Source organism: Streptomyces nanhaiensis (assembly GCF_046614825.1).
Lineage (GTDB): Bacteria > Actinomycetota > Actinomycetes > Streptomycetales > Streptomycetaceae > Streptomyces > Streptomyces radiopugnans.
This window is the reverse complement of sequence record NZ_JBKJFM010000058.1, coordinates 15,148-31,983: the sequence shown is the minus strand read 5'-3', so window position 1 is coordinate 31,983 and position 16,836 is coordinate 15,148. Positions and strand designations below refer to the sequence as shown.

The window sequence follows — 16,836 nt, the reverse complement described above, 5'->3', positions numbered from 1 at the left end:
TGCCACCCGGCGCGCCGGGACCCCCGGGCGGGGGCGGGGCGCCGCCCCCGGGCGCGGGTCACGGCCGCGGCGCGGTGAGCGCGTCGCGCTGGGCCCCGCCGGACGCGGCGACGAGCTCGTCGAGCGTCTGGGGCGGACGTACGGTCGCGAAGCACACGCCCTGACCACCGCTGACGCCGCCACCGCTGCCGCCGTCGCTGCCGTCCGCCGCGGCGCTCGCGGCGTCCCCGAGGGTGAAGCCGTACACGCCCGGTCTGGGCAGGCTGTTGTAGTCGAACGGGGTGGAGAAGTAGTACGCCCCCGTGTCCAGCAGCGCCACCAGGTCGCCGGACGCCAGTTCCGGCAGTTCCCGGCCGCGCGCCACGAGGTCGCCGGCGAAGCAGCAGGGCCCGGCGATGTCCTGCACCACGGGCGCGCCCCGCTTGGGCCGGCCCAGCCCGTCGTAGGCGGCGACCCGCAGCGGCCACGCCTCGGGTGCGAAGACCGTCCGCACGGCGACCTGGGCGCCCGCGTGGGTGACCGCTATCGGGCGGCCCCCGGAGCTCTTGGCGTACTCCACCCGGGCCAGCACCAGCCCGCACTTGGCCAGCACCGACCGTCCGAACTCGGTGACCAGCCCGTAGCGCCCGTCGAACAGGCCGGGGACGGTGTCGCGCAGCAGCCGGGCGTACTCGGCGAAGGTCGGGGAGACCTCCTCGGAGCCGAAGTTGACCGGGAGGCCGCCGCCGATGTCGAGGGTGTCGATCCGCCGTTCCCCGGCGGCCCGGTTGACCTCCTCGGCCAGTTCGTAGGTGGCGGCCACACCCGCGGCCATCTTCTCCAGCGGCATGCCCTGGGAGCCGACGTGGCAGTGCAGCCGGGTGATCCAGGGACGCTCCGCACAGGCGCGTACGACGAACTCGCGCGCCCCTTCGTCCTGGAGGGCGAACCCGAACTTCGAGGTGGCCGTCGCGGTGCTCATCGCGCCGATGCTGCCGCCGCCGAGCTGCGGGTTGACGCGCAGGCCGACGGGCGAGGCGGACCGGCCGCCGGGGAGGGAGGGCAGGGCACCGGGAGCCATCAGGGCGTCCAGGCGCTCCAGCTCCTGGCGGTTGTCCGCGTTGAGCGCGATGCCCAGCTCCAGGGCCTCGCGCAGTTCGCCGGCGGTCTTGGCGGGGGAGTCCAGGACGATGCGCTCCGGCCCGACCCCGGCGGCCCGGGCCAGGGCCAGCTCGCCGGGGCTGGCGACCTCGCAGCCCAGCCCGCAGTCGTCGAGCAGCCGCAGCACGGGGACCAGGGAGGAGGCCTTCACCGCGAAGGAGTGCAGCACGGGCTGGCCGGGGGCGGTCACCTCGTCGAAGGCGGCGTGCAGGGCCGCGGCCGTCTCCCGTACGGACGCCACGTCCAGCAGGGCCGCGACCGGGTGCTCGTCCGAGAGCAGCCCGCGGGCGACGGCGGCCCGCACGGCGGCGTCGCGGCGGGCCGCGGCCGCGGCGGCCCGCGGGCTCCCGGAGGTCTCCGAGGTCCCGGGGGTGCCGGGGACTTCGGGGGACTCCGAGGATCTGGAGGACTCCGGCGGAACGGCGGCGCGGTGCGTGTAAGCCATGCACACAAGACAAACACGGCCGGAGCAGGCGGACGACACCACCCGTTGACTAGTTCTATTCAGTGAATAGAGTTGATGTAGTAACCAATTCAATTCCGGAGGCAGGGGACCATGGCAGACCTCTCAGGGCCCTCGGGGCCGCGAACCGTACGGGCCCCGCGCGGCTCCGCACTGACCGCCCGGGGCTGGCAGCAGGAGGCCGCCCTGCGGATGCTGCGGAACAACCTCGACCCCGAGGTCGCCGAGCACCCCGAGAAGCTCGTCGTCTACGGCGGCACCGGCAAGGCGGCCCGCGACTGGCGCTCCTTCGACGCCATGGTCCGCACCCTCACCACCCTGGGACCGGACGAGACGATGCTCGTCCAGTCGGGCCGCCCGGTCGGCGTGCTGACCACCCACGAGTGGGCGCCGCGCGTGCTGATCGCCAACTCCAACCTGGTGGGCGACTGGGCCAACTGGGAGGAGTTCCGCCGTCTGGAGGCGCTCGGGCTCACCATGTACGGCCAGATGACGGCCGGCTCGTGGATCTACATCGGCACCCAGGGCATCCTCCAGGGCACCTACGAGACCTTCGCCGCCGTCGCCGCCAAGCGGTTCGGCGGCTCGCTGGCCGGGACGATCACCCTCACCGCCGGACTCGGCGGCATGGGCGGCGCCCAGCCGCTGGCGGTCACCATGAACGGCGGCGTGGCCATCTGCGTCGACTGCGACCCGCGGGCCGTCGAGCGCCGCATCGGGCACCGCTACCTCGACGTGCGCGCCGACTCCCTCGACCACGCCCTGCGGCTCGCCACCGAGGCCCGCGACGCCCGCCGCCCGCTGTCGATCGGGGTGCTGGGCAACGCCGCCGAGGCGGTGCCGCGCCTGCTGGCCATGGGCGCGCCGGTCGACATCGTCACCGACCAGACCTCCGCCCACGATCCGCTGGCCTACCTGCCGCTGGGCGTCGACTTCGCGGACATGGCCTCCTACGCCGCCGAGAAGCCCGCCGACTTCACCGCGCGGGCACGGGAGTCGATGGCCCGCCACGTGGAGGCGATGGTCGGCTTCCAGGACGCCGGCGCCGAGGTCTTCGACTACGGCAACTCCATCCGCGGTGAAGCGCGGCTGGCCGGTTACGACAGGGCGTTCGCCTTCCCCGGCTTCGTACCGGCCTACATCCGGCCGCTGTTCTGCGAGGGCAGGGGGCCCTTCCGCTGGGCCGCGCTCTCGGGCGACCCCAAGGACATCGCCGCCACCGACCGCGCCGTGCTCGACCTCTTCCCCGAGAACGAGTCCCTGGCCCGCTGGATCCGGATGGCAGGGGAGCGGGTGCACTTCCAGGGCCTGCCCGCCCGCATCTGCTGGCTCGGCTACGGGGAGCGCGACCGGGCCGGCGAGCGCTTCAACGACATGGTGGCCTCCGGCGAGATCTCGGCCCCGCTGGCCATCGGCCGCGACCACCTGGACTGCGGCTCGGTGGCCTCGCCGTACCGCGAGACCGAGGCCATGCTCGACGGCTCCGACGCCATCGCCGACTGGCCGCTGCTCAACGCCATGGTCAACGTGGCGTCCGGAGCCTCCTGGGTCTCCATCCACCACGGCGGCGGCGTCGGGATGGGCCGCTCGATCCACGCCGGACAGGTCACCGTCGCCGACGGCACGCCGCTGGCCGGGGAGAAGATCCGCCGGGTGCTCACCAACGACCCGGGCACGGGCGTCATCCGCCATGTGGACGCCGGGTACGAGCGCGCGGAGGAGGTCGCCGCGGAGCGCGGGGTGCGCGTCCCGATGCGCGAGGACGGCGGGGACGGCACGGGCGGCGGCGAGCCCGGCGGCGGGTCCGGGAGCGCCCGGTGAGGCCGGGCGCCTCCTTCCACGAGATGTGGCGGGAGCTGCTGCCCGTCGGGCGGTCGGCGGCCACCGGCGGCTACCGGCGCCACGCCTGGACCGGCGCGGACGCCGAGTGCCGGGCGTGGTTCCGCGAGCAGGCCGAGGCACGCGGACTGGCGTACGAGACGGACCGCAACGGCAACCAGTGGGCCTGGCTGGGGGGCTCCGGCGGCTCCGGCGGGGCTGCCGGAGACGCCGTGGTGACCGGCTCGCACCTGGACTCCGTGCCCGACGGCGGCGCCTTCGACGGGCCGCTGGGCGTGGTGTCGGCCTTCGCCGCCCTCGACGAGCTGCACGGCAGGGGCGTACGCCCGGCCCGGCCGCTGGCGGTGGTCAACTTCGCCGACGAGGAGGGCGCCCGCTTCGGCCTCGCCTGCGTCGGCTCCCGGCTGGCCGCCGGGCAGCTCACCGCGGAGCAGGCCCGGGAGCTGCGCGACGACTCCGGCGTCTCGCTGCCGCAGGCCATGGAGCGCGCCGGGCACGACCCCGACGCCATCGGGCCCGACCCCGAACGGCTCGCCCGCATCGGCGTGTTCGTCGAGCTCCACATCGAGCAGGGCCGCAACCTCGCCGCGGACGGGCCCCCCGCCGCGGACGGCGCGGACACGGCGTCCGCCGGCGGGCGCGCGGTGGGCGTCGCCTCCGCGATCTGGCCGCACGGCCGCTGGCGGTTCGACTTCCACGGCGAGGCCAACCACGCCGGGACCACCCGCCTGGAGGACCGCCGCGACCCGATGCTCACCTACGCCAACACCGTCCTGGCCGCCCGGAAGAAGGCCCGGCTGGCCGGGGCGCTGGCCACCTTCGGCAAGGTCGCCGTCGAGCCGAACGGCGTCAACGCCATCGCCTCCCTGGTGCGCGGCTGGCTCGACTCCCGCGCGCCCGACGAGGAGACCCTGGCCGCCGTCGTCGCCGAGATCGAGCGCTCGGCCGCCGAGCGCGGCGTACGCGACGGGGTGCGGGTGGCCGTCACCCGGGAGTCCGCCACGCCCGTGGTGGAGTTCGCCCACGGGCTGCGCGACCGCATCGCGGCCCGGCTCGGCGGAGCGCCCGTGCTGCCCACCGGCGCGGGGCACGACGCGGGCATCCTCTCCGCCGAGATCCCCACCGCCATGCTCTTCGTGCGCAACCCCACCGGTGTCTCGCACTCGCCCGCGGAGTCGGCCCAGGAGGACGACTGCGTCGCCGGGGTGCGGGCACTGGCCGACGTGCTGGAGGACCTGGCGTGCCCGTGACCCCTCGCTCCCCGGCCCCCGGCCCGTCGCTCCCCGGGCCCGTGTACTGGGCCGAGTACGCCTGGATCGGCGGCACCGTCGAGCCCGGCACGGTGATCGAGACGGCCGGCGGCCGGATCACCGCCGTACGCACCGGGGCGCCAGCCCCGCCGCCCGGCGCCGAACCGCTGCGCGGCCTGACCGTCCCCGGCCTGGCCAACGCGCACTCCCACGCCTTCCACCGCGCCCTGCGCGGCACCGTGCAGATCGGCTCCGGCACGTTCTGGACGTGGCGGCGGGTGATGTACTCCGTCGCCGACCGCCTCACCCCCGAGAGCTACTTCGCCCTGGCCCGGGCCGTCTACGCCGAGATGGCGCTGGCCGGCATCACGGCCGTCGGCGAGTTCCACTACCTGCACCACGCCCCCGGCGGTGCCCCCTACGAGGACCCCAACGCCATGGGGCACGCCCTGATGGCGGCCGCCGCCGAAGCCGGCGTCCGCATCACCCTCCTCGACACCTGCTACCTGGCCTCCGGCCTCCTCTCCGCCCGCCGGGGCGGCGCCCTGGACCGCCACCAGCTCCGCTTCGGCGACGGCAGCGCCGCCGCCTGGGCCGAGCGGGCCGCGGCCCTGCGGCCGCCGGGCGACCACGCCCGCGTGGGCGCCGCGATCCACTCGGTGCGCGCCGTGCCCGCCGCCGAGCTGGGCGCCGTCGCCGACTGGGCCCGGGAACGGGACGCGCCCCTGCACGTCCACCTCTCCGAGCAGCCCGCCGAGAACGACGCCTGCCTGGCCGTCCACGGCCGCACCCCCACCCGGCTGCTGGCCGACCACGGCGTGCTCGGCCCCCGCACCACCGCCGTCCACGCCACCCACCTCACCGACGACGACATCGCCCTCCTGGGCGACTCCGGCACCCGGGTGTGCATGTGCCCCACCACCGAGCGGGACCTCGCCGACGGCATCGGTCCGGCCGCCGCCCTGACGAGGGCGGGCTCGCCGCTGTGCCTGGGCAGCGACAGCCACGCCGTGATCGACCTGCTGGAGGAGGCCCGCGCCATGGAACTGGACGAGCGCCTGCGCACCCGTGCCCGCGGCCACTGGACGGCGTCGCAACTGCTGCGCTCCGCGACGGAGTTCGGCCAGGCGGCGATCGGCTGGCCGGAGGCGGGACGGCTGGAGGCCGGCCGGCTCGCCGACTTCGCCACCGTCGCCCTGGACACGGTGCGCACCGCCGGGCCGCCGCCCCGGCTGGGGGCGGAGACGGCCGTGTTCGCCGCCACCGCGGCGGACGTACGCCACACGGTCGTCGGTGGTCGCCATGTGGTGCGCGACGGGGTACACCGGAGCGTGCCGGACGTCCCCGCGGCCCTGGCGGAAGCCATCCAGCAAGGAGCAGCCCGCTGATGAGCACCCCGACCACCCACCTCGACGCCACCACCAGCACCCTCGTCACCCGCATCGCCACCCTGGTCACCAACGACCACCACTCCTCCGAAGCAGCCGAGGACACCCCGCTCGGCCTGATCCGGGACGCGGCCGTCGTCATCGAGGGCGACCGCATCGCCTGGGTCGGTACGGAAAGTGAAGCACCCGCCACCGACAGTCGCGTCGACGCGGGCGGCCGGGCGATGATCCCCGGCTTCGTCGACTCCCACTCCCATCTGCTCTTCGGCGGCGACCGCACCGAGGAGTTCAGCGCGCGCATGTCCGGCCGCCCCTACTCCGCCGGCGGCATCCGCACCACCGTCGAGGCCACCCGCGGCACCACCGACGAGCAGCTCGCCGCGAACCTGGCCCGCCACGTCCGGGAGGCGCTGCGGCAGGGCACCACCACCCTGGAGACCAAGTCCGGCTACGGCCTCACCACCGAGGACGAGGCGCGCGCCCTGCGCATCGCCGACGACCACGTGGACGAGGTCACCTACCTCGGCGCCCATGTGGTGCCCCCGGAGTACGCCGGTGACCCGGACGGCTACGTCGACCTCGTCACCGGCCCCATGCTCGCCGCCTGCGCCCGCTGGGCCCGCTGGGTGGACGTCTTCTGCGAGCGGGGCGCCTTCGACGGCGACCAGGCCCGCGCCGTCCTCACCGCCGGGATCGCCCACGGACTGGTCCCGCGCGTCCACGCGGGCCAGCTCGGGCCCGGCCCCGGCGTGCGGCTCGCCGTGGAGCTGGACGCCGCCTCCGCCGACCACTGCACCCACCTCACGGACGCCGACGTGGACGCCCTCGCCGGCGGCCGCACGGTCGCCACACTGCTGCCCGGCTGCGAGTTCTCCACCCGCTCGCCCTACCCCGACGCCCGCCGCCTGCTGGACGCCGGCGTCACCGTCGCGCTGTCCACCGACTGCAACCCGGGATCGTCGTACACCAGCTCCATGCCCTTCTGCGTCGCGGTCGCCGTCCGCGAGATGGGCATGACGCCCGACGAGGCGGTCTGGTCCGCCACCGCGGGCGGCGCCGCGGCCCTGCGCCGCATCGACATCGGCCGGATCACCCCCGGCGCCCGCGCCGATCTGGTGCTCCTGGACGCGCCCTCGCACGTCCACCTGGCCTACCGGCCCGGCGTACCGCTGGTCGCGGCGGTCTGGCAGCGCGGTACGCGCGTGCTGTGAGCGGGCGGTCCGCACCGCCGCCGTGTCCCTACGCCGCCGTGTCCCTGCGCGTACGGGCCCCTGCGCGGACGGGCCCGTACGGGGATGTGATCCCCGTACGGGCCCCGGAGGTCCCTCGAAGGTCAAGGGCGGGTCAAAAGACCGGAAGAGTGATTCCCATCGGCCATAAGGGTGATGGAACGGGGCACCCGTCCGGTCGGACGGGAGTGGCTCACTCCTCGACCAGCAGCCCCTTGCGGAGCCTGCCCAGCGTCCGCGAGAGCAGCCGGGACACGTGCATCTGGGAGATGCCCAGTTCCTCGCCGATCTCGGACTGGGTCATGTTCGCCACGAAGCGGAGGGAGAGGATTCTGCGATCACGCGGCGAGAGTTCGGCGATCAGCGGCTTGAGGGACTCCACGTACTCGATCCCCTCCAGCCCGTGGTCCTCGTAGCCGATGCGGTCGGCGAGCGCGCCCTCGGTCTCGTCCTCGTCGGGCTGGGCGTCGAGGGAGCTGGCGGTGTACGCGTTGCTCGCGGCCATGCCCTCGACCACCTCCTCCCGGCTCAGGCCCAGACGGTCGGCCAGTTCGCCGACGGTCGGGGAGCGGTCGAGCTGCTGGGCGAGCTCGTCGCCGGCCTTGGCCAGGTCCAGACGGAGTTCCTGGAGACGCCGGGGAACGCGCACGGACCAGGACGTGTCGCGGAAGAAGCGCTTGATCTCGCCCACGATCGTCGGCATGGCGAAGGTCGGGAACTCGACCCCGCGGCCGATCTCGAACCGGTCGATCGCCTTGATCAGGCCGATGGTGCCGACCTGGACGATGTCCTCCATGGGTTCGCTGCGGGAACGGAACCGGGCGGCGGCGAACTTCACCAGCGCGAGGTTCAGCTCGACCAGGGTGTTGCGGACGTACGCGTACTCGTGCGTGCCCTCCCGCAGCGTCTCCAGACGCTCGAAGAGGGTCTTGGAAAGGGCTCGCGCGTCCAGCGGCCCCACCTCGTCGTACGGCGGGATGTCGGGCAGGCCGAGCAGACCGGACAGGCTCTCCGCCTGCTCCGGGCCGACCTCCGGGAACCCGCTCCCGAGCTGCTCGGGCGGGACGACCGACGACGTGATGGACGATCCGTCGAGCCGGGGTGACATGGTGCCTCCATCGTTATCGGCATATGGCTGCCGAAGCCGTTCCTGCACTACGGGGTGCGGCGCCTCCAAGCCGACGTGTTTTAGTGGTCCCTCCTACGCCTACCTGCTCCCGAGGGAGGATGGCAAGTGCTGGTTGCCCGAATATGCCCCAATGTGCTGGTTGCGCGGCTACCGGTTGCGGCTGTAAGGGCGTAGGGTTCGAACGTCCATCTGCGGACGGCAGTGATCGGTTACTGGGAATGTTGAAGGGGTGTACATGGACCGCGGGGTGCCCGGCAGCACCAGCCACCGGGGTCGACTGACGGTCGACGTACAGCGCCACGGCGCGAGTCTGGTGGTGACGCCTGACGGCGAGCTCGACCACCACACCGCCGATCTGCTGCGAGAACCGCTGGAGCGCTCGCTGGAGGACGGCGAGAAGCTGCTCGTCGTGGACTGCTCGAAGCTGGAGTTCTGCGACTCCACCGGGCTCAACGTCCTTCTGGGCGCCAGGCTGAAGGCCGAGGCGGCCGGAGGCGGGATCCATCTGGCCGGAATGCGGCCGGTCGTCGCGAGAGTGTTCGAGATCACAGGGGCCGACGGCGTGTTCGCCCTGCACGAGAGCCTGGCCGACGCGCTGAAGGAGACCGCGCAGTCCTGATGGCGCGGCTCCGGCGTGCGGTCCCCGCGACACGGCTCCGGCGTGTGGGCGCGCGGACCGCGCGTGCCGCCCGCGTACCGGCCCGTGACCAGAGTGTTACGCCCGGAGCGCGATTCCGTCCCGACAGATGGGTGTTCTCCCGCCCCCGCAGGGCAGGAGACTCCCTGAAATCCCTCCGAAACAGTTGTTCGCAGACCAGGCGAAGACCGACGAACTGGTCAACCGGTGAGGTGAAGCACTGATGAGCACCACCCGGCCGCAACCGGCGGGCGATCGCGGCCCGGAGCCGGAGGGCACCGCCGCGACCGCAGCCGCACCGGTCGGTCAGGTGCGCGAGATGCGCCAGGTACGACGGCTGCGGCTCATGGGGGCGAGCGGTGCGGTCCCCCGTGCTCGTGACTTCACCCGTCAGGCGCTTCACGACTGGGGCTGGCTGCCCGCGGCCGGCCCCGAACAGCGTGCCGCCGCCGAAGACGCCCTGCTCGTGGTCTCCGAGCTGGTGACGAACGCCTGCCTGCACGCCGACGGGCCCGAAGAGGTGCGCATAGGCTGCGGTCCCAAACTGCTGAGGATCGAGGTGGCCGACCGCGGCGCCGGCCTCCCCTCGCCCCGTACCCCGCACCGCCCCGGGCGGCCCGGCGGGCACGGCATGTTCATCGTCCAGCGGCTCTGCCTGGACTGGGGCGTGGTGCGCCACCCGGACGGTACGGCAGGGAAGACGGTCTGGGCCGAACTGGCCGGGCCGGACGCGGACTGAGGGTCCGGCCGCCCCTCCCCGCCGGCCCTCGCCGGAAGTACGGTCCCCACCGCCGGGTCCCGCTCGGGACTCGGCGCACTCGTGTCCGGACACGCCCGGCGGGGTGCGGACCGCGAACGACCGGGGATGGGGCACACGGACGGGACGGCGGCTGCCGTACCGAGAGGGACCGGTCTGCAGGCCGCGGCGCTCGCGCTGGTGCCGGCGGCGACGCCTCCTCGGCCGAGGCGCACCGGGACGTGGAGCTGGGCGACATCGACGGGGGCCCACGGGCCGGGCGGAGCGGCCGGTGCGCCCGAGGTGGGTGACGGGGCCGTGGCGTACCGGCTGCGGATCGGCGATGTGAAGGACGAGGGACTGGTCCTGACCGAGTATCCGACGGTGGTCCGCTCGGGCTCGACCATGCTCCCCTTCCGTCCGGAGGCGCTCTCCCCCGACGGCCCGGGCCCGGTGCCGGACGATCTGGTGCGGGCCCAGTGGGAGGCGTTCGAGAGGGCCGGGGCCCGACCCCGTCCACGGCCCGGGCCCCCGGCCCGGTCCGCGCACACGGCCCGCGAGCCGGGTCCCGGTCCTGTCGCAGGACCGGGACCCGGCTCGCTCCGTACCGTGCTCCGGGAGCGTTACCTCACGCCGCCCATCAGTGCCCGGATCCGCTTCCCCGCCGTCATGAAGGCGAAGCCCGCGGCCACGGCGACCAGACCCCACATGGTGTAGTACGCCGCGTCGCCCATCGGCTCGTTGAGCTGGGTCGCCCAGCCGTTGAGGGCGTTGCCGGTGGCGGTTGCGAGGAACCACAGGCCCATGATCTGGCCGACGAACTGCTTCGGGGCCAGCTTCGTCGACAGCGACAGGCCCACCGGGGACAGGCACAGCTCGCCGAGGGTCTGCAGCAGGTAGACGCTCAGCAGCCAGAAGACGGTGACCCTGCCGGTCTCGCTGTTCGCCGCGGCGGCGCCCGCCAGGCCCATCAGGCCGAAGGAACCGCCGATGAGGAGCATCGCCAGGGCGAACTTCATCGGGGCGCTGGGCTCGCTGTCGCGCTTGGCCAGCCACACCCACAGGGTCGCGAAGGCCGGCGCCAGGACGATGATCATGACCGGGTTGACCGACTGGAACCAGGAGGCCGGGAACTCCCAGCCGCCGATCATGCGGTCGGTGTCGTTGTTCGCGAAGATCGTCAGCAGCGAACCGGACTGGTCGTAGATCATCCAGAACAGCACGGCGGTGACGAAGAACCACACGAACGCCTTGACGCGCGGGCGGTCCTGCTCGGTCAGCTCCGGGTTCCGGTACATCGAGGCGAAGTACAGGACGGGGACGACGACGCCGAGGACGGCCAGGAAGTTGACGATGTGCTCGATGTCGTACGTGCCCAGCGCCAGGTCCACCAGCAGCGCCGCGGCGGCCAGACCGGTCCACAGCGCGACCTTGCGCAGCACCGAGCGCTTCTCCTCGGGCGTGGCCGGGGTGCCGGGGTGGCGGCCCACGTCGCCGAGGTGGCGGCCGCCCAGGACGTACTGGACCACGGCCAGCGTCATGCCGACGCCGGCGACGGCGAAGCCCAGGTGCCAGTCGACGTTCTCACCGAGGTAGCCGACCACCAGCGGCGCGAACATGGCGCCGATGTTGATCGACATGTAGAAGATCGTGAAGCCGGCGTCGCGGCGGGCGCTGGACTGGCCCTCGTAGAGGCCGCCGACCATCGCGGAGATGTTCGGCTTGAGCAGGCCGGTGCCGACCGCGATCAGGCCGAGTCCGGCGAAGAACGCCACGTCCGACGGGATCGCCAGCGTGTAGTGGCCCAGCGCGATGACGATGCCGCCGACCAGGACCGCCTTGCGGGCGCCCCACAGTCGGTCGGCGACCCAGCCGCCGGGCATGGCGGCCATGTAGACGACGGCGTTGTAGACGCCGTAGATCGCCGCGGCGAGGGCCTCACGGCCCGCGAGGGGGCCTTCGAGTACGCCCGCGATCAGGTAGAGGACGAGGATGGCGCGCATTCCGTACCAGGAGAAGCGCTCCCACATCTCCGTCATGAAGAGTGTGGCCAGACCGCGGGGGTGGCCGAAGAAGGTCTTGCCGGTGGTGCCGGCGGAGTCCTTCGTCAGGCTGGACGCCATGGTGGTGGTTCCTTGCTCGGTCAGGACGCGCGCGATGTGGTGCGCACGCGCCCGGGGTGGGTGGTCGGCTCCGGCTCCGCGCCCCCGTGCGCGTGTGCCCGTTCCCGGCCGACGGTTCCTGCGGCGCCGCCGCGCGTCCGGACCCTGCGGGTCACGGGCGGACCGGCTTTACGGGACGGCCCCTGCGTACGGGTGTGTACGGGGGCTCCTCGACGGCGGGCCCCGGCGCCTGACCGCGCCGGAGGCAGCCGGTCCCGGACGGCGCCTCGGTCAGGGTACGCCAACGTCCACCGCGCACCCGGCGACCGGCGGGCGGCGAGAGGCGCATGTCACACGCCCTCCCGGGAACCGGACGTGCGCCGCCCGGTTCCCCGCGGGCCTGCGGGAGCCGCCGCCGCGAGGTCTACCATCGGGCCATGACCCGAGTACTGCTCGCCGAGGATGACGCCTCCATCTCGGAGCCGCTGGCCCGAGCCCTGCGCCGCGAAGGGTACGAGGTCGAGGTGCGCGAGGACGGCCCCGGCGCGCTCGACGCAGGCCAGCACGGCGACATCGACCTGGTCGTGCTCGACCTCGGTCTGCCCGGCATGGACGGACTGGAGGTCTGCCGCCGGCTGCGCAACGAGGGGCAAACCTTCCCCGTCCTGGTGCTGACCGCGCGCGCCGACGAGGTGGACACCGTCGTCGGCCTGGACGCGGGCGCCGACGACTACGTCACCAAGCCGTTCCGGCTGGCCGAGCTGCTCGCCCGGGTGCGGGCCCTGCTGCGGCGGGGCGCCGTCGAGCCCGCGCAGCCCGCGGCCACCCACGGTGTGCGCATCGACGTCGAGTCGCACCGGGCGTGGATGGGGGACGAGGAGCTCCAGCTCACGGCGAAGGAGTTCGATCTGCTGCGGGTGCTGGTGCGCGACGCCGGCCGCGTCGTCACGCGCGACCAGCTGATGCGGGAGGTCTGGGACACCACCTGGTGGTCGTCGACGAAGACCCTCGACATGCACATCTCATGGCTGCGCAAGAAGCTCGGCGACGACGCGGCCAACCCCCGCTACATCGCCACGGTGCGCGGCGTCGGCTTCCGCTTCGAGAAGGACTGACGCCGCCGGGCTCCGCACGGTCCGCACCGGGCCGCCGGAGAGCACCGCAGGCCCCCTGAAGGACCCGAGAAGACGCCCGAACACCGCCAGACCGCCGAAGACCACCGCAAGACCCCGAAGGGCCGGCGCCGCCATGCGCAGACGTCTGATCAACTCCACGCTGGCCGTGGTCCTCGTCGTGATCACGGTCTTCGGGGTCTCCCTGGTGATCGTCGAGACCCGCACCATCGAGGAGAGCGCCCACGAGAGCGTCCGCTCCGACGCCGCGCGGCTGGTCTCGGTCGTCGAGAGCCGCCTGGTCGCCGAGGAGAGCGTGACCGCCGCCTCCATGCGCTCCCAGGTCCCCCAGGACCGCCACGTCCGCATCGAGCTGCCCGGGCAGCCGCCCATCGAGCTGGGCGAGCACCCCGGCGAGGGGGCCATCGAGGGGCGGGCCGCCGAGCCGGGCGTCACCGTCACCGTCAGGCAGGACGACGACCGGGTCCGCGAGGAGGTGGGCCGGACCCTGCTGATCATCCTGGCGGTGGCGCTGCTGGCGGTGATAGCGGCGGTGCTGCTGGCCGTGCAGCAGGCCCGCCGCGTCGCGGCCCCCCTCACCGACCTCGCCGAGACCGCCGAGCGCCTCGGCTCCGGTGATCCCCGCCCGCGCCACCGGCGCTACGGCGTGCCCGAGCTGGACCGGGTGGCGGACGTGCTGGACGCCAGCGCCGAGCGGATCGCCCGGATGCTCACCGCCGAGCGGCGGCTGGCCGCGGACGCCTCCCACCAGCTCCGCACCCCCCTGACCGCGCTGTCCATGCGGCTGGAGGAGATCGTCGCGGCGGCCGACGCCATCGAGGCCGCCGGCACCACCGGCACCACCGGCGGCGGAGACACCGGAACCACCACCGGAACCACCACAGGGAGCACCGGAACGGCCGCCGCCGACAGGGCGGCCGCCTCCACCATCCGGGAGGAGGCGCTGGTCGGGCTCGCACAGGTGGAGCGGCTGACCGACGTGGTGCAGCGGCTGCTGACGAACTCGCGCGACCCCCGCTCGGGCTCCGCCGTGGGCTTCGACCTGGACGAGGTGGTCAAGCAGCAGATCGAGGAGTGGCGCCCGGCGTACCGCAAGGCGGGCCGGGCCATCGTCCGCTCCGGCCGCCAGGGGCTGCGGGCGGTGGGCACGCCGGGGGCGGTGGCCCAGGTGCTGGCCACGCTCATCGAGAACGCCCTGATGCACGGTGGCGGCGCGGTCGCGCTGCGTACCCGGATCGCCGGGAACCAGGTGGTGGTCGAGGTGACGGACGAGGGGCCGGGCGTCGATCCGGAGCTGGGGGCACGGGTGTTCGAGCGCACGGTCAGCGGGCGCAACTCCACGGGCCTGGGGCTGGCCGTCGCCCGCGACCTGGCGGAGGCCGACGGGGGACGCCTGGAACTACTTCAGCAGCGCCCGCCGGTCTTCGCTCTCTTCCTGAGCCGCGAGGCCGACGATCCGCCGGCGGGGAATTGAGGCGGCCCGCGCACCGGACCCCCCGCGCGCCCGCGAAGCCCCGCGGAAGACCCAGGTGCGGTACGCCCAGAAGCGGAAGACCGTGGCGATGCCGAGGCCGACGAAGTTCTTGGCGACGTTGTCGGCCAGCGGCGAGGTGAGGCCCAGGCCGTAGTGCGAGATGGCCAGCGCACCGTTCTCGATCACCAGGCCGACGCCGCTGAACAGCATGAACAGGCCGGCCTCGCGGTGCATCCGGCTCTTGTCGGTGTGCCGGTAGGTCCAGTAGCGGTTGCCCAGGTAGTTGGTCCCGATGGCGACCGCGGTCGCTATCACCCCCGAGCGCACCGGCGCCAGGCCCAGGCCGTGGATGCAGAGGTTGAAGACGGCCACGTTGACGAGGAAGCCGAAGGCCCCCACCGTGCCGAACTTGGCCAGCTCGCGCCGTAGCCGCAGCAGCCTGGAGCGCAGTACGCGCCGTTCACCCATAGTGGTCCACTCGCCCCGTTCTCTCGGCTCTCGCGCGGCCCCGCGGGGCCCGCCGTCGCGTCCTGGTCGGCCATGCTAGTCACGGCCCCGTACCGCTCCGGGTACCCGCCGTCCGGCCGATAGGCTACGGACGTGACATTTCCTGTGATCGGCATGGTCGGCGGCGGGCAGCTCGCGCGGATGACGCACGAGGCGGGCATCCCCCTCGGCATCAGGTTCAAGCTGCTCAGCGACACCCCCCAGGACTCCGCGGCCCAGGTGGTCCGCGACGTCGTCGTCGGCGACTACCGCGATCTGGACACCCTGCGCGACTTCGCCCGCGGCTGCGACGTGATCACGTTCGACCACGAGCACGTGCCCACCGAGCACCTGCGCGCCCTGGAGGCGGAGGGCATCCCGGTGCGGCCCGGGCCCGACGCGCTGGTGCACGCGCAGGACAAGGGCGTGATGCGGGCGCGGCTGAGCGGGATCGGCATTCCCTGTCCCCGGCACCGGATCGTGGCGGACCCGGCCGACGTCACGCGGTTCGCGCGCGAGGGAGCCGCGCACGAGGGAGCCGCGGGGGAGGAGGGCTGGCCGGTCGTCCTCAAGACCGTCCGCGGCGGCTACGACGGCAAGGGCGTGTGGGTGGTGTCCTCCGAGGCCGAGGCCGCCGAGCCGTTCCGGGCGGGTGTGCCGGTGCTGGCCGAGGAGAAGGTGGACTACGTCCGCGAGCTGGCGGCCAACGTGGTGCGCTCCCCGCACGGCCAGGCCGTGGCCTACCCGGTGGTGGAGTCGATCCAGGTGGCCGGGGTGTGCGACACGGTGATCGCCCCGGCCCCCGGCCTGTCGCCGGAGCTGTCGGCCCACGCCCAGGAGACCGCGCTGACGATCGCGAAGGAGCTGGGTGTGATCGGGCACCTGGCGGTGGAGCTGTTCGAGACCCGCGACGGCCGCGTCCTGGTCAACGAGCTGGCCATGCGTCCGCACAACAGCGGCCACTGGACCCAGGACGGCGCGGTCACCTCCCAGTTCGCCAACCACCTGCGGGCCGTGCTCGACCTGCCGCTGGGCGACCCGCGCCCCCGCGCGCCCTGGACGGTGATGGCCAACGTGCTCGGCGGCGACTACCCCGACATGTACCAGGGCTATCTGCACTGCATGGCCCGCGATCCGCGGCTGAAGATCCACATGTACGGCAAGGACGTGAAGCCCGGCCGCAAGGTCGGCCACGTCAACACCTACGGCGACGACCTGGCGGACGTACGCGAGCGCGCCGCCCACGCCGCCGCCTATCTGCGAGGGACCATCACCGAATGAGCAACGCCCCCAGCCCCGCGTCCGCCCCCGCCGTGGGGATCGTCATGGGATCCGACTCGGACTGGCCCGTCATGGAGGCCGCGGCCGAGGCCCTGGACGAGTTCGAGGTCCCCTACGAGGTCGACGTCGTCTCCGCCCACCGCATGCCGCACGAGATGATCGCCTACGGCGACGAGGCGGCCGGACGCGGGCTGAAGGCGGTCATCGCGGGCGCCGGGGGAGCGGCCCATCTGCCGGGCATGCTCGCCTCCGTCACCCCGCTGCCGGTGATCGGCGTCCCCGTGCCCCTGCGGCACCTGGACGGCATGGACTCCCTGCTGTCCATCGTCCAGATGCCCGCCGGGGTCCCGGTCGCCACGGTCTCGGTCGGCGGCGCGCGCAACGCGGGCCTGCTGGCGGTCCGCATCCTGGCGGCCCACGACGAGGAGCTGCGCGAGCGCATGGAGCGGTTCCAGGCGGAGCTGAAGGACCAGGCGAGGGAGAAGGGCCGGCGGCTGCGGAGCAAGGTCGCCGCGGGCGGCGCCGGCTTCGGCTTCGGGGGCAGGTGAG

General features: G+C 73.7%; 14 protein-coding genes. 10 read left to right on the top strand and 4 right to left on the bottom strand.

What is annotated here, in order from left to right; genetic code table 11:
• Positions 1-58: 58 nt before the first annotated feature.
• A complete protein-coding gene (locus tag ACLIYP_RS15000; protein WP_412713632.1) occupies positions 59-1,585 on the bottom strand; it encodes a type III PLP-dependent enzyme domain-containing protein in 1,527 nt (508 codons plus the stop codon).
• A gap of 111 nt (positions 1,586-1,696) precedes the next feature.
• Between ACLIYP_RS15000 and hutU the strand changes: the two genes are divergently transcribed.
• Genes hutU through hutI form a run of 4 tightly spaced genes read left to right on the top strand, consistent with a single transcriptional unit; the run spans position 1,697 to position 7,291 of the window.
• The gene (hutU, locus tag ACLIYP_RS14995) at positions 1,697-3,424 is read left to right on the top strand and encodes a urocanate hydratase (protein ID WP_412713631.1); all 1,728 of its coding nucleotides are present in this window, start codon (positions 1,697-1,699) and stop codon (positions 3,422-3,424) included.
• Positions 3,425-3,447: 23 nt separating this feature from the next.
• Positions 3,448-4,692 carry an allantoate amidohydrolase gene (locus ACLIYP_RS14990; RefSeq protein ID WP_412713634.1) on the top strand — a complete coding sequence of 415 codons (1,245 nt, stop codon included), beginning with the start codon at positions 3,448-3,450 and terminating at the stop codon, positions 4,690-4,692.
• Complete coding sequence (locus ACLIYP_RS14985; RefSeq protein ID WP_412713630.1) at positions 4,683-6,080, top strand: formimidoylglutamate deiminase; 1,398 nt, start codon at positions 4,683-4,685, stop codon at positions 6,078-6,080. Before ACLIYP_RS14990 ends, ACLIYP_RS14985 begins: the two co-directional genes overlap by 10 nt.
• Positions 6,080-7,291, top strand: coding sequence for an imidazolonepropionase (hutI, locus tag ACLIYP_RS14980; protein WP_412713629.1), 1,212 nt, complete (start codon positions 6,080-6,082; stop codon positions 7,289-7,291). Before ACLIYP_RS14985 ends, hutI begins: the two co-directional genes overlap by 1 nt.
• Positions 7,292-7,502: 211 nt before the next feature.
• Here the strand turns inward: hutI and ACLIYP_RS14975 are convergent, their stop codons facing one another.
• On the bottom strand, positions 7,503-8,417 hold the full coding sequence (locus ACLIYP_RS14975; protein ID WP_412713628.1) for an RNA polymerase sigma factor SigF: 915 nt from the start codon (positions 8,415-8,417) through the stop codon (positions 7,503-7,505).
• Between the two features lie 256 nt (positions 8,418-8,673).
• On the opposite strand from ACLIYP_RS14975, the gene ACLIYP_RS14970 reads away from it, so the two are divergent.
• Together ACLIYP_RS14970 and ACLIYP_RS14965 are read left to right on the top strand one after the other, a co-directional pair.
• On the top strand, positions 8,674-9,057 hold the full coding sequence (locus ACLIYP_RS14970) for an STAS domain-containing protein (RefSeq protein ID WP_093661090.1): 384 nt from the start codon (positions 8,674-8,676) through the stop codon (positions 9,055-9,057).
• A 241-nt stretch (positions 9,058-9,298) separates the two neighbouring features.
• On the top strand, positions 9,299-9,814 hold the full coding sequence (locus ACLIYP_RS14965) for an ATP-binding protein (RefSeq protein ID WP_093660970.1): 516 nt from the start codon (positions 9,299-9,301) through the stop codon (positions 9,812-9,814).
• 620 nt (positions 9,815-10,434) lie between these two features.
• Here ACLIYP_RS14965 and ACLIYP_RS14960 read toward each other — a convergent pair.
• The gene (locus ACLIYP_RS14960) at positions 10,435-11,934 is read right to left on the bottom strand and encodes a peptide MFS transporter (protein WP_412713627.1); all 1,500 of its coding nucleotides are present in this window, start codon (positions 11,932-11,934) and stop codon (positions 10,435-10,437) included.
• A gap of 416 nt (positions 11,935-12,350) precedes the next feature.
• Between ACLIYP_RS14960 and ACLIYP_RS14955 the strand changes: the two genes are divergently transcribed.
• Complete coding sequence (locus ACLIYP_RS14955) at positions 12,351-13,028, top strand: response regulator transcription factor (RefSeq protein WP_412713626.1); 678 nt, start codon at positions 12,351-12,353, stop codon at positions 13,026-13,028.
• Positions 13,029-13,161: 133 nt separating this feature from the next.
• Positions 13,162-14,520, top strand: coding sequence for an ATP-binding protein (locus tag ACLIYP_RS14950; protein ID WP_412713625.1), 1,359 nt, complete (start codon positions 13,162-13,164; stop codon positions 14,518-14,520).
• Here ACLIYP_RS14950 and ACLIYP_RS14945 read toward each other — a convergent pair.
• Complete coding sequence (locus ACLIYP_RS14945) at positions 14,446-14,988, bottom strand: GtrA family protein (RefSeq protein WP_412713624.1); 543 nt, start codon at positions 14,986-14,988, stop codon at positions 14,446-14,448. The two genes, ACLIYP_RS14950 and ACLIYP_RS14945, sit on opposite strands and share 75 nt — an antisense overlap.
• Positions 14,989-15,120: 132 nt before the next feature.
• On the opposite strand from ACLIYP_RS14945, the gene ACLIYP_RS14940 reads away from it, so the two are divergent.
• Together ACLIYP_RS14940 and purE are read left to right on the top strand one after the other, a co-directional pair.
• Entirely contained in the window at positions 15,121-16,287 is a 1,167-nt protein-coding gene (locus ACLIYP_RS14940; RefSeq protein ID WP_412713623.1) for a 5-(carboxyamino)imidazole ribonucleotide synthase, read from the top strand.
• A complete protein-coding gene (gene purE / locus ACLIYP_RS14935; RefSeq protein ID WP_410538308.1) occupies positions 16,284-16,835 on the top strand; it encodes a 5-(carboxyamino)imidazole ribonucleotide mutase in 552 nt (183 codons plus the stop codon). The genes ACLIYP_RS14940 and purE overlap by 4 nt, the downstream gene beginning before the upstream one ends.
• The last annotated feature ends 1 nt before the right edge of the window (position 16,836 follow it).

Coding starts and splice junctions, on each gene's coding strand:
- ACLIYP_RS15000 (WP_412713632.1), bottom strand. CDS start 1,585: ATGGCTTACACGCACCGCGCCGCCGTTCCGCCGGAGTCCTCCAGATCC.
- hutU (WP_412713631.1), top strand. CDS start 1,697: ATGGCAGACCTCTCAGGGCCCTCGGGGCCGCGAACCGTACGGGCCCCG.
- ACLIYP_RS14990 (WP_412713634.1), top strand. CDS start 3,448: ATGTGGCGGGAGCTGCTGCCCGTCGGGCGGTCGGCGGCCACCGGCGGC.
- hutI (WP_412713629.1), top strand. CDS start 6,080: ATGAGCACCCCGACCACCCACCTCGACGCCACCACCAGCACCCTCGTC.
- ACLIYP_RS14975 (WP_412713628.1), bottom strand. CDS start 8,417: ATGTCACCCCGGCTCGACGGATCGTCCATCACGTCGTCGGTCGTCCCG.
- ACLIYP_RS14970 (WP_093661090.1), top strand. CDS start 8,674: ATGGACCGCGGGGTGCCCGGCAGCACCAGCCACCGGGGTCGACTGACG.
- ACLIYP_RS14965 (WP_093660970.1), top strand. CDS start 9,299: ATGAGCACCACCCGGCCGCAACCGGCGGGCGATCGCGGCCCGGAGCCG.
- ACLIYP_RS14960 (WP_412713627.1), bottom strand. CDS start 11,934: ATGGCGTCCAGCCTGACGAAGGACTCCGCCGGCACCACCGGCAAGACC.
- ACLIYP_RS14955 (WP_412713626.1), top strand. CDS start 12,351: ATGACCCGAGTACTGCTCGCCGAGGATGACGCCTCCATCTCGGAGCCG.
- ACLIYP_RS14950 (WP_412713625.1), top strand. CDS start 13,162: ATGCGCAGACGTCTGATCAACTCCACGCTGGCCGTGGTCCTCGTCGTG.
- ACLIYP_RS14945 (WP_412713624.1), bottom strand. CDS start 14,988: ATGGGTGAACGGCGCGTACTGCGCTCCAGGCTGCTGCGGCTACGGCGC.
- purE (WP_410538308.1), top strand. CDS start 16,284: ATGAGCAACGCCCCCAGCCCCGCGTCCGCCCCCGCCGTGGGGATCGTC.